The sequence below is a fragment of the Photorhabdus akhurstii genome (genome assembly GCF_018448925.1).
Taxonomy (GTDB): domain Bacteria; phylum Pseudomonadota; class Gammaproteobacteria; order Enterobacterales; family Enterobacteriaceae; genus Photorhabdus; species Photorhabdus akhurstii.
Genome location: NZ_RCWE01000025.1, coordinates 43,468 through 56,519 on the forward strand (window position 1 = coordinate 43,468; position 13,052 = coordinate 56,519).

General features: G+C 43.4%; 10 protein-coding genes. 6 read left to right on the top strand and 4 right to left on the bottom strand.

Annotated features, from left to right (window positions below):
* The first annotated feature begins 1 nt into the window (after position 1).
* The 6 genes from EAE93_RS19495 (at position 2) to miaE (ending at position 9,733) form a co-directional block, all read left to right on the top strand.
* Positions 2-1,108 carry a PLL family lectin gene (locus EAE93_RS19495; RefSeq protein WP_214040372.1) on the top strand — a complete coding sequence of 369 codons (1,107 nt, stop codon included), beginning with the start codon at positions 2-4 and terminating at the stop codon, positions 1,106-1,108.
* 678 nt (positions 1,109-1,786) lie between these two features.
* Positions 1,787-2,902: a PLL family lectin gene (locus EAE93_RS19500; RefSeq protein WP_214040373.1), complete on the top strand. Its 1,116-nt coding sequence runs from the start codon at positions 1,787-1,789 to the stop codon at positions 2,900-2,902.
* A 648-nt stretch (positions 2,903-3,550) separates the two neighbouring features.
* Positions 3,551-4,681, top strand: a complete 1,131-nt coding sequence (locus tag EAE93_RS19505; protein WP_110086396.1) for a PLL family lectin — start codon at positions 3,551-3,553, stop codon at positions 4,679-4,681.
* A 739-nt stretch (positions 4,682-5,420) separates the two neighbouring features.
* Positions 5,421-5,876, top strand: coding sequence for a type II toxin-antitoxin system PemK/MazF family toxin (locus EAE93_RS19510; protein WP_036808434.1), 456 nt, complete (start codon positions 5,421-5,423; stop codon positions 5,874-5,876).
* A 535-nt stretch (positions 5,877-6,411) separates the two neighbouring features.
* Positions 6,412-8,967 carry a DNA mismatch repair protein MutS gene (mutS, locus tag EAE93_RS19515; protein WP_214040374.1) on the top strand — a complete coding sequence of 852 codons (2,556 nt, stop codon included), beginning with the start codon at positions 6,412-6,414 and terminating at the stop codon, positions 8,965-8,967.
* A 4-nt stretch (positions 8,968-8,971) separates the two neighbouring features.
* Entirely contained in the window at positions 8,972-9,733 is a 762-nt protein-coding gene (gene miaE / locus EAE93_RS19520; RefSeq protein ID WP_105398949.1) for a tRNA isopentenyl-2-thiomethyl-A-37 hydroxylase MiaE, read from the top strand.
* A gap of 96 nt (positions 9,734-9,829) precedes the next feature.
* On the opposite strand, the gene EAE93_RS19525 is transcribed toward miaE, so the two are convergent.
* The 4 genes from EAE93_RS19525 to nlpD all read right to left on the bottom strand — a co-directional run bounded on the left by EAE93_RS19525 (position 9,830) and on the right by nlpD (position 12,893).
* Positions 9,830-10,117: a HigA family addiction module antitoxin gene (locus tag EAE93_RS19525; protein WP_214040375.1), complete on the bottom strand. Its 288-nt coding sequence runs from the start codon at positions 10,115-10,117 to the stop codon at positions 9,830-9,832.
* Positions 10,117-10,395 carry a type II toxin-antitoxin system RelE/ParE family toxin gene (locus tag EAE93_RS19530; RefSeq protein ID WP_036778064.1) on the bottom strand — a complete coding sequence of 93 codons (279 nt, stop codon included), beginning with the start codon at positions 10,393-10,395 and terminating at the stop codon, positions 10,117-10,119. Before EAE93_RS19530 ends, EAE93_RS19525 begins: the two co-directional genes overlap by 1 nt.
* A 470-nt stretch (positions 10,396-10,865) precedes the next feature.
* Positions 10,866-11,864, bottom strand: coding sequence for an RNA polymerase sigma factor RpoS (gene rpoS, locus EAE93_RS19535; RefSeq protein ID WP_036808449.1), 999 nt, complete (start codon positions 11,862-11,864; stop codon positions 10,866-10,868).
* Between the two features lie 51 nt (positions 11,865-11,915).
* On the bottom strand, positions 11,916-12,893 hold the full coding sequence (gene nlpD / locus EAE93_RS19540) for a murein hydrolase activator NlpD (RefSeq protein ID WP_181147853.1): 978 nt from the start codon (positions 12,891-12,893) through the stop codon (positions 11,916-11,918).
* Positions 12,894-13,052 lie beyond the last annotated feature (159 nt).

The window sequence follows — 13,052 nt, forward strand, 5'->3', positions numbered from 1 at the left end:
TATGCAAGAAGAATCTATTAATATACCAAAGCCAGATAATACCGAGTTTTCTGTTGCAAATGAACTAATACAGCTAAAAACCGAAAACTCATCTATCGCGATGTCCAGCATTGTCTCAGTGACTAACAAACCCGCTGTTTCTCGTAATTTGGACGGTCGATTGGAAGTATTCGTGCGCGGTGCTGATAACGCGCTCTGGCACATCTGGCAGGTCGCTCCCAATTCCGGTTGGTCCGACTGGCAATCTTTAGGGCACACAATTACCAGTAACCCTGCCGTATATGCTAACGACGATGGTCGCCTTGAAGTCTTTGCCCGCGGTGCCGATAACACGCTCTGGCACATCTGGCAAACCGCTCCCAATTCCGGTTGGTCCGACTGGCAATCTTTAGGGAACACAATTACCAGTGACCCTGCCGTACATGCTAACGCCGATGGTCGTCTTGAAGTCTTTGCCCGCGGTACCGATAACACGCTCTGGCACATCTGGCAGGCCGCTCCCAATTCCGGTTGGTCAAACTGGCAATCTTTAGGGCACACAATTACCAGTAACCCTGCCATATATGCTAACGCCGATGGTCGCCTTGAAGTCTTTGCCCGCGGTGCCGATAACGCGCTCTGGCACATCTGGCAAACCGCTCCCAACTCCGGTTGGTCAGGCTGGCAATCTTTAGGGAACACAATTACCAGTAACCCTGCCGTATATGCTAACGCCGATGGTCGCCTTGAAGTCTTTGCCCGCGGTACCGATAACGCGCTCTGGCACATCTGGCAGGTCGCTCCCAATTCCGGTTGGTCAGGCTGGCAATCTTTAGGGAGCACAATTACCAGTAACCCTGCCGTATATGCCAACGCCGATGGTCGCCTTGAAGTCTTTGCCCGCAGTGCCGATAACGCGCTCTGGCATATCTGGCAGGTCGCTCCCAATTCCGGTTGGTCAGGCTGGCAATCTTTAGGGAGCACAATTACCAGTAACCCTGCCATATATGCCAACGCCGATGGTCGCCTTGAAGTCTTTGCCCGCAGTACTGATAACGCGCTCTGGCACATCTGGCAGAAGGTAGCATCCGGTTCATGGTCTGGCTGGGCATCCCTCGGGACACCTTGAGCAACGCTTAAGCAATGAAATAATCTGTCAAGCTCAGCTCCGCACAAGATATACATAACCTTTTGGCCTGATGCATTAGAGAAAATATTCACTATGCTGTATCGGGCCAATAATATCTTATTTGCTGGAGTTAGCTCAACTCTCAACATGCAAGCCCGACACTTATTCAAGCTTGAGCCTGTTATTTATGACAAAAATATAATTTCGTCTATCCAATGTAGACTCTTGGTCGAATATACCCAAAAGACAATTTCAAACAATGCCTCCATTTTATAGAACATTCATGAATTAGAATCTGCGTTTTTTAATGCTAGTAGGCAAACTGTTTGCTTCCGTAAAGATTATCAAATGTTTTTAATGCAATTAAAACAATCATGATAAAAATATATTTTCAAATATAATAAAGATGAAACTTTAAAACAGAAAAATAGTTCATTCATAATTTATTATTTTTGAATAACCGTATGTAAAAATATATATAAACACACGAGGTTTTATAATGTAGCATCTCATCCACTTAATAATTCACGGACCATCAACCAGCATCACATAAAACATTAATCATTTTTTCAAAGAATATAAGAGTAAAAGTGAGAATATTAATTCATAGAATTAAACATCTTGCTTATTAAATGACTATTTAGTGAATCTGAAAAATTATTTCTAACGAGGATATATATGCAAGAAGAACCTATTAATATACCAAAGCCAGATCATGTCGAGTTACTTGTTGCAAATGAGGTCGCAATCGAAAATGCGTCAATCGCGTTGTCTGCAATTGTCTCGGTAGTCAACACCACCGACGGCCGACTTGAGGTTTTCGGTGTGGGGACTGACAATGCCGTGTGGCACAATAGGCAAACAGCGCCACATTCAGGCTCTTCCTGGTCCGGCTGGATCTCACTTAACGGAAATGTAACCAGCAAACCTGTCGTTTATATCAATACAGACGGTCGATTGGAAGTATTCGCACGTGGCACAGATAATGCGCTCTGGCATATCTGGCAAACCGCCGCTAATGCCGGTTGGTCAAACTGGCAATCTTTAGGAGGTACAATTACTAGTAATCCGGCGGTATATGCCAATACCGATGGCCGACTCGAAGTCTTTGCGCGTGGCACCAATAACGCTCTCTACCACATCTCACAAACTGTCGCTCATTCCGGTCCGTGGTCAAATTGGCAATCTTTGAATGGCGTTATCACCAGCAACCCCGCAGTTCATATCAACTCAGACGGTCGGCTGGAAGTCTTTGCGCGTGGTACCAATAACGCCCTCTACCACATCTGGCAAACCGCTCCCCATTCCAACCAGTGGTCGAACTGGGATTCACTCGGCGGTGAGATCACTAGCGATCCGGTCGTCATCGGTACCGCTGATGGTCGGCTTGAAGTCTTTGCACGCGGCACTAATAACGCTCTCTACCACATTTGGCAAACCGCTCCCCATGCCGGTCCGTGGTCCAATTGGGCCTCGTTGAATGGCGTGATCACTAGCGCCCCTGCGGTGGCGAAAAATGCCGATGGCCGGCTGGAAGTTTTTGCACGCGGTACCAATAACGCTCTCTACCACATCTGGCAAACGGTATCCCATTCTGGTCCGTGGTCCAACTGGGCCACGCTGAATGGCACGATCACCAGTGCGCCAACAGCGGTGGAAGACGCCGATGGTCGGCTTGAAGTTTTTGCGCGTGGCACCGATAACGCTCTCTGGAACATCTGGCAAGCCACACCATCGTGGTCCGCTTGGGTATCCCTCAATGGCAACTTAATCGACGCTTCAGCAATCAAATAATCTGGAATGAATCCAGCTTTGCACAGAACGAACGTCACCTTCTGGCCCGATACGCTAAGGAAAATATTCACTGCGCTTCATCGGGCCAGTGGTGCCTAATTTGCCGGTAAAAATCCAATATTCGATACACCAACCTGACACATATTCGAACTCACATATTATTGTTGATAACCAGGACATATTTTTGTCTATCTGAAACAGGCTCTTAGTCGAATATGTCTGGAAAACAACTTTAAACAGAATAACCTCTTTTAGGTACATGATTAAATCAGGATCTGCGTTTCTCAATGGCCAGATTATGAATTGTGTGCTTTAATAATTATTACATAAAATATTTTAAACAAAACTTAAAAACCATGAAAAAAATATAGTTAAAATAGAATCCACGAGGACTTTAAAATAAAAATAATTTATTTAAAAATTATTTCACTGATATGATCCCATGTGAATAAACATATAATCACATAATTCGAGGCCATATTTATATAATACTTTATAGATCAATAGTTAACAAAAAAATCCATAGTTTATTTTATTAATAAAACGACATAGGAGGCTAGTGAATATATCAATATATAAAGTCGAACATCCTTCTCATTAAATGATTATTTATTTAAATCCGAAAAACTATTTTTAAAGAGAATATATATGAAAAAGGAACCTATTAAAATGCCAACGCCAGATAATACCGAAACATATGTTGCCAGTGAGATAGCAATCGAGAACTCTGCGATAGCATTATCTGGAATTGTCTCAGTAGCAAACAATGCCGATAATCGACTTGAGGTTTTCGGTGTAAGCACTGACAACGCAGTGTGGCACAATTGGCAAACAACACCGCTGCCAAACTCCTCCTGGGCCGGCTGGAACAAAGTTAACGGAGTCGTGACTAGCAAACCCGCCGTCTGTCGTAATGCGGACGGTCGATTGGAAGTATTCGTGCGTGGCACGGATAATGCGCTCTGGCACAACTGGCAAACCGCTGCCGATATCAATACTTGGTCAAGCTGGCAGCCGCTGTATGGTGGGATCACCAGTAACCCGGAGGTATGTATCAACTCGGATGGCCGACTTGAGGTCTTTGCACGCGGCACCGATAACGCTCTCTGGCACATCTGGCAAACCTCTGCCCATACCAATTCGTGGTCAAGCTGGAAATCTCTGGGTGGCACGCTCACCAGTAACCCAACTGCACGTGTCAACGCCGATGGCCGGCTTGAAGTCTTTGCACGCGGCTCCGATAACGCTCTCTGGCACATTTGGCAAACCGCTGCCCACACCGATCAGTGGTCAAGCTGGAAATCGTTGAATGGCGTGATCACTAGCGACCCAGTGGTCATCGACAACTGCGATGGTCGGCTTGAAGTCTTTGCACGCAGTGCCGATAGCACACTCCGGCATATCTCGCAGATCAGCTCTGATTCCGTTTCGTGGTCAAACTGGCAATGTTTGGATGGCGTGATCACTAGCGCCCCGGCGGTGGTAAAGAATCTCTCTGGTCGGCTTGAGGTCTTCGCACGTGGCGCTGATAACACGCTCTGGCGCACCTGGCAGGTTTATCATAACGGCCCGTGGTCTAACTGGAGCTCATTTACAGGCATTATCGCCAGTGCCCCAACAGTAGCGAAGAATTCAGACGGCCGGATTGAAGTCTTTGTGCTTGGCCTTGATAAGGCACTCTGGCACCTCTGGCAAACTACTTCATCAACTACATCACCGTGGACCACTTGGGCTATCATCGGCGGTATCACCTTGATAGACGCTTCTGTGATCAAATAATTTGGAAGGAACCAGCTTCGCATAAGACAAGCGTAATCTTCTGGCCCGTGCATTAAAAAAATATTCACTGCGCTGCATCGGGCCAGTGGTACTTAATTTGCTGGAGTTAACCTAATATTCGACACGTAAGCTCAATACGGGTTCAAACTCATGTATTATTGTTTATGACAAAGATATACTTTTGGTTGAATATACTTGGAAAACAATTCATTTATAATTTCTTATTTTTTAACTTCTGTATGTAAAAACTATATTTTAACCACACATTTATAATTGATTAACTCATCTATTATTACTGTCCCACTCAATTATCATCATCCAATGACAATGGTTTAAAAATAAATATATAGTGATACTTAAAGTGAATGTATATCACGAATTATAAACTAATCCAGCCACTCAGTTAGTGCTTTCTCTAGAATACTACAGCCATATTTCCTTTTTTCAACAGAAGAAACGCTCACAGGAAATTTTCAAACCATGCGATTTTTTTGCGTCATGAACATCAGAAAAAACACGGACTTTGGGCTTTTACGGCTGTAGTAGTACGACTAATGAATACAGCAAATTTCATCCATATTTAAAATATGATATACATCACAATTTTCAGTAATCAACCGTTTTTATTTTACATCGATGAGAATGGCCGATTTCCATTATATAATCCTATTGAAATAAGTCCTTAGTAAAAATCATTAAGTCATAGTAGAATCTATCACCTTATATAGAGGAATAACAAGTGCCTATAAATTTTAGTCCCAAAGTGGGAGAAATATTGGAATGTGATTATGGGAATTACCCAAAAAATAAAGAAGGCAAAATAATAACTAATTCCTATGATGGTCATATACCACCTGAAATGGTAAAAAATCGGCTTATCGTTATTATAAACGGTAAAATAGATGGCAATGCCTGTATAGTTGTTCCTCTATCAAGCAAATGTGATCAAAATAAATTACAACGTGGAATGCACGTTGTAATTGATAAAAACGTTATTGAAAATATGAAATATTTTGAACAAATAACACGCTGGGCAAAAGCGGATCTTGTACAACAAGTCAGTCGAAAACGGCTACAAAGGCCAAGAACTAATAGAGGTTATTTAAATCAGATTTTACCCAAAGAAATTATCACTAAAATCCAATTGGCAATAATTAAATCCATAAATGCAAGTCAATTGTTATCAAAATCATAACACTTGATTTCTCCAGTAAGATCGCCCACAATACAGCTGTTGCCCATAGAGGCCCCAAATATTTATCCCCTTTGAGGGACCTGCGAAGCCTAGCTAAATTGCTAGGCTTCTGCCATTTTAGCATTCCATAATTTCAACAAAAAATTTCCATAAAAAAGTTCTTAGCACATAAAGGCTTAGTCTGCCGGCAAAGCTGATGACAAAACTAATAAGACACTTGCTCAGATTTTAGATTGGTCATACTGACGGCGACATCAATACCGAGTTCAACAATCTTACTATCATCACTGAGGAAGTTTTTTATCAACAATGCAATTACGGTTGTTAGTATTAGAAAGCAAAAACCAGTCAACATTGGGAAATTCTTTCAACCACTTCGGCAACGCAGCTTTATCTTCTACACACAGCCAAATTAACCAGACCAAAATTACAACTAAATTTGCGAATTGCTTCCAGATTTTACTTGTGTAAGTTTAAAGCTTGGTGCGATACCATAACGAAAGAATTGATTCACAAACTTAACTAAGACCACCGCATGATTAATACAGAAACCTTCGACACTCACACGCCCATGATGCAGCAATATCTCCGTCTTAAAGCACAGCACCCTGATATTCTGCTGTTTTATAGAATGGGAGATTTCTATGAGCTGTTTTATGACGATGCCAAAAAAGCGGCAAAATTGCTGGATATTTCCCTGACCAAACGAGGTCAATCAGCCGGCAATCCTATCCCTATGGCAGGCGTGCCACATCATGCAGTGGAAAACTATTTAGCTAAGCTGGTTCAATTAGGTGAATCGGTCGCTATATGTGAACAAATTGGCGATCCTGCCACCAGCAAAGGCCCGGTTGAACGTAAAGTCGTCCGCATCGTTACCCCCGGAACCGTGACAGATGAAGCACTATTACAGGAACGGCAGGATAACCTGCTGGCGGCTATTTGGCACGATAATCAAGGGTTTGGTTATGCCACACTGGATGTAACATCTGGCCGCTTCCAAATATCTGAAATGGCAGAACGGGAAACAATAGCCGCTGAATTGCAACGTAGCCGCCCTGTTGAATTGCTCTATCCTGAAAGTTTTGAGCATATGGCGCTGATTGAAAATTTTCATGGCCTGCGCCGTCGCCCTTTATGGGAATTTGAACTGGATACCGCAAAACAGCAATTGAACCTGCAATTTGGTACCCGTGATCTCATCGGTTTTGGTGTGGAAAAAGCAGCACTTGCTCTGCGTGCCGCTGGTTGCCTGTTGCAATACGTCAAAGATACTCAACGCACGGCGCTGCCACATATCCGTGGCATTACGATGGAACGTCAGCAAGATACGGTTATTATGGATGCGGCAACCCGCCGTAATTTGGAACTGACACAAAACTTGTCTGGCAGTACAGATAATACGCTCGCTTCTGTTCTTGATCTGTGTGTTACCCCAATGGGTAGCCGAATGTTGAAACGCTGGTTGCATGCCCCTGTCAGGGACCGCCAGATATTAGAAAATCGTCAACAAGCCATTGCTACCTTGCAAGAAATTGGGCTGGAGTTGCAGCCATTTTTGCTACAGATAGGCGATCTCGAACGTGTGTTAGCACGCTTGGCTCTACGCTCCGCTCGACCAAGGGATCTGGCAAGAATGCGCCATGCATTCCAGCAATTACCGGATATCCACCAAATTATGGACTCCTCAGATTCCTCCTATATCAAACAATTGCAGAAAAATATCGGCAGGTTTGATGAATTACAGGAATTACTTGAAAGAGCAATTGTAGAAACCCCGCCGGTATTGGTTCGGGATGGTGGCGTAATCGCACCGGGTTATAACAGTGAACTGGATGAGTGGCGCACACTGGCTGATGGCGCCAGTAACTATCTGGAACAACTGGAAATCCGTGAACGGGAAAAACTGGGTATTGATACTCTGAAAGTCGGCTTTAATGGTGTTCATGGCTACTATATTCAAGTCAGCCGAGGACAGAGCCATCTGGTGCCAATTCATTATGTCCGCCGCCAGACACTGAAAAATGCTGAGCGTTATATCATCCCTGAGCTAAAAGAGTATGAAGATAAAGTTCTGACCTCTAAAGGGAAATCTCTGGCAATAGAGAAAGCGCTTTATGAAGAATTATTCGATCTGCTGCTGCCTCATTTGGCCGAATTACAAACCAGTGCCGAAGCACTGGCTGAACTTGATGTATTGGCAAATCTGGCAGAACGCGCTGAAACCCTGAATTATGTTTGCCCAACATTGAGCGATAAACCGGGAATTCAAATCACCGGTGGTCGTCATCCGGTTGTTGAGCAGGTTCTGAGTGAGCCATTTATCTCAAACCCTCTTTCTTTATCTTCACAGCGGCGTCTGCTGATTATTACCGGTCCAAACATGGGCGGTAAAAGTACCTATATGCGTCAGGCGGCGCTTATTACACTTCTGGCCTATATCGGTAGCTTTGTACCAGCGGAAAAAGCGGTTATTGGCCCAGTTGATCGCATATTCACCCGTGTAGGCGCTTCCGATGATCTGGCATCCGGTCGTTCAACCTTTATGGTGGAAATGACCGAAACCGCCAATATCTTGCACAATGCGACAGAACAAAGTTTGGTATTGATGGATGAGATTGGCAGAGGGACATCAACCTACGATGGCCTTTCTCTGGCATGGGCGTGCGCAGAAAATCTGGCAAACCGCATTAAAGCGATGACGTTGTTCGCCACTCACTATTTTGAGCTGACCACGTTGCCGGAAAAACTTGAAGGCGTGGTTAATATTCATCTGGATGCGGTAGAGCATGGCGATACCATCGCATTTATGCACAGCGTACAAGAAGGCGCAGCCAGTAAGAGTTACGGGTTGGCAGTTGCTTCTCTCGCTGGCGTTCCACGCGAAGTGATTAAACGAGCGCGTCAGAAACTTAAAGAGCTGGAATCGCTATCCAACCATGCAACGGCAAGTCATGTCGATACACCGCAACTCGCGCTATTAACAGAAGAGACGTCACCGGCGGTTGAAGCATTAGAAAATCTTAATCCAGATTCACTGACTCCGCGTCAAGCATTAGAATGGATTTATCGACTAAAAGATATGGTGTAAGAACGTGTTTGACAAAAGCCTTTTACAACCGATATACCATTTTTTGCAATGTGAAACCCCGGATTTGTGGGTAGATAAAGCAAAACAGCCTGAAAATTTACCTGTGCTTCTACGGGATCATCTGTTATGCGAGCTGAAAGCAGCACAGAGCGCTATGTTTTTGATCCGCAAGTATGCCGTAGATCAGCGAAGTGAGGATACACTTCTGGCATGGTTTAAACCTTATGAAGATTTTGCTTACAAGAAAGTTGGCGATCTCAATTCATTAAGAGGTCCAAACCAAGCGACCAAACAGATCACTGCTAAAGCTAATTCACCCTATAGCCAGGATCTGATTGATAAAATGGTATTGCTGATTAAAGAAGAGCTACATCACTTCTATCAAGTGCTGGAGATCATGGACGCACGCGATATCAGCTATGAAAGCATCACTGCCAGCCGTTATGCTAAAGGCATGCTTAGCCATATCACCAACCATGAACCTTATACATTGGTGGATAAGCTAATTATCGGCGCTTATATTGAGGCGCGTTCTTGTGAACGTTTCGCCAAACTAGCCCCTCATTTGGATGAAGATCTGAGTAAATTTTATATCTCGCTGCTGCGCTCTGAAGCACGTCACTACCAGGACTATCTTTCACTAGCGCAATCTGTTGCTAATGAAGATATTACCGAACGGGTAAACTATTTTGGCCGTGTTGAAGCTGAATTGATTCAAAATCCAGATAGCGATTTTAAATTCCACAGTGGCATCCCTGTAATTTGAGATACTGATTAAAAAAAGGTGAGCTAATACTCACCTTTCAGACCAACGACAAAACAATTGAGATGATTCAGAATCAGGGACATTGAAATATGTCAATCAAGCTATTTGCAATCGATGAAGATGAGACACATCGATATGCTGTTTTGCCTGCCATAAATCATAGTCCACCTGCATTCCCATCCAAACTTGAGGTGAACTGCCAATAACGACAGACAATTTCAGTGCCATTTCTGGCGAAACATCAGACTTGCCAACAACCAAGCGTTGCACAGTTGATGGTGCTACACCCAGTGCCTTAGCCAAGCCTCTGGCGCTCAAATTCAGAGCCTCCATAGCCTCTTTAACTAATATTCCGGGATGCGGGGGGTTATACATCATAGCCATTAGTGGTAATCCTCATAGTTCACAATGTAGACATCACCATCATACAACTCAAAGGTGATTCGCCAATTCCCTGTCACAGTAATAGACCACACACCATTCCGGTTTCCTGTAAGTGGGTGTAAAAAAAAGCCTGGGATATCTACATCTTCAATTTTTACAGCTCTATTCAACACCTCAAGACGAGTAGCAATTTTTGGAGCTTGCATAGCATTAATACCGGCTGTAGAACCTGTTTCAAAAAACTTTTTCAACCCTTTATGTTTAAAACTCTTAATCATATCCGTCCGCTGAACAGTGCTGCTCGGTACAATTATCATACTCAGCCGCCGCACTATACGCAACACCTTTACAAGTCACAGTGAGACTTTAAAAGCCATCCGTGGCTTAGATGGAATTATGCTGGCAATAAACAGACGAAATGAATTTAATCCCGAGAGGCCGGATATAATGTGGTGTATTAATATCAATTATATTCAAACGAAAATAAGAGTAGAACTATCCAGCGATAACTATGAACTTGTCCCCTTGAAAAGGCAAACTATTTGGAAGAGGATAATGAAGTGCCCTAAATTAGTCGACCACCGTAATTTAAATATCAGAAATCTTTGATTAAAATTTACTATCATCATCTAAGACAAAATTAGGGAAATCCTACCGGGTACTGAAGAACCTGATAATACCAAGCATCAACAATGCAAAAACAGGAACAACAGCTCTTCAGAACCCAAGTAGTTAAACTACTCAACAATTAAGTACGGAATAACGCTTCAATATTCAAACCTTGAGTTTGCATAATATCTTTCAGACGTCGCAAACCTTCGACCTGGATCTGACGCACTCTTTCCCTTGTCAAACCAATCTCTTTGCCCACATCTTCCAGCGTTTCAGCCTCATATCCCAAAAGACCAAAACGACGCGCTAATACTTCACGTTGCTTCGAATTCAACTCAAACAGCCATTTGACGATACTCTTTTTCATATCGTCTTCCTGTGTTGTTCCCTCCGGCCCGCTTTCATTCTCATCCGATAAAACATCCAATAACGCTTTATCAGAATCACTGCTAATAGGGGTATCAACCGAAATGATACGTTCATTCAATCGCAACATTCGGCTTACATCATCAACCGGTTTATCCAGTTGCTCCGCTATCTCTTCTGGGCTAGGTTCATGATCCAATTTATGGGCAAGTTCTCTTGCTGTACGCAAGTAGACGTTGAGTTCTTTAACAATATGGATTGGCAACCTAATAGTACGGGTTTGATTCATAATCGCCCGCTCAATGGTTTGCCGAATCCACCATGTTGCATAGGTAGAAAACCTGAACCCGCGCTCCGGGTCAAATTTTTCAACAGCACGGATAAGGCCAAGATTACCTTCTTCAATCAAATCAAGAAGAGCTAAGCCTCTGTTACTGTAACGACGAGAAATTTTAACAACCAATCGCAAGTTACTTTCGATCATTCTCTGGCGGGCCAAAACATCACCACGTAATGCCCGCCTTGCGAAAAAAACCTCTTCTTCCGCCGTCAGCAAAGGAGAAAAACCAATCTCGCCAAGATAAAGTTGTGTTGCATCAAGAACCCGCTGGTTCATGCCCTGCAATACATCTAAATCATTCTCAAAATCAGTTAGATCATCCTCATCGTTCTTCAATAATTTCTCATCGAAGTCGTCAGCTTCAATACCACTTTCATCTAAATCCGCATCATCATACAACTCGTTAACTTTCAGCGTATTTTGGCTCATAAGCTGCCCCTACCCATGATAATGCAGGCAGAATTCAGCATTCTGCCCAGTTTATCGCTGCGGAAGATAACGCAGCGGGTTTACGGATTTTCCCTTGTAACGAATTTCAAAGTGTAATCTTACAGAACTGGTACCCGTGCTACCCATAGTGGCAATTTTTTGCCCCGCCTTGATGTCTTGTTGCTCACGAACCAGCATCGTATCGTTATGAGCATAGGCACTCAGGTAGTCATCGTTATGTTTTATAATTATCAGATTTCCATATCCACGTAAGGCGTTTCCGGCGTAGACAACTCGACCACCCGCTGTTGCAAATACTGACTGGCCCCTGCTGCCTGCGATATCAATCCCTTTGTTACCCCCTTGGGTATCAGAGAAACTTTCAATCATTTTACCTTCAGCCGGCCACATCCAACTGCTAACAACACTGTTTCCACTGCTCGCGGTTGTCGTCGGTGATTCTAAATACGTATTGTTTACTGTTGACGTAGTTGCCCTTGGCAACATTTTTACACTCTTTTGTATCCCGGAATTTGCAGGATACGCATTAGTTGATTGAGAATCAACCAGGGCCGTTTGCATTTGATTATGGTTATGAGCGGTTAACATCCCGCTATTACTGGTCCTCAAAGTCTGCCCCACCGTCAGACTGTAAGGTTCTGAAATATTATTTTTGCTCGCAAGATCACGAAAATCATTACCGGTGATCCAAGCGATATAAAACAGAGTATCACCATGTTTGACTGTATAAGTGCTGCCGTTATAGCTGCCCTTAGGAATACTGTCATAATCACGGTTATAAACAATTCTCTCCTGCGAATTACTATCAGCCCCCCCCATTGATGAAGGTGAAGATGGCATCGGCGTAGATATAGCAGAATTGCCAGAATATATTACCGGATGATGACTCCCTCTGCTTTGTTTTTGATCAATACTGGTGATAGGCGCAGGACGGGTTGGCGTATTTGTACAACCGACTAACCAGACTCCCATCAAGAAACACGTTACAATCCGCTGTATTTTTTTCATTGGGCTTCCCGAATTCATATTTCCTTCCCCCATAACGGCAAAGATAAGCGTAAAAATTAATAATTTCTAAAGGTTATACATAACCGCAAAAATCCCAAAACGAAAGTAATTTCGCTTATTAAAGCAAATATAACCATTAATTGAGAAATAGTTGCAACA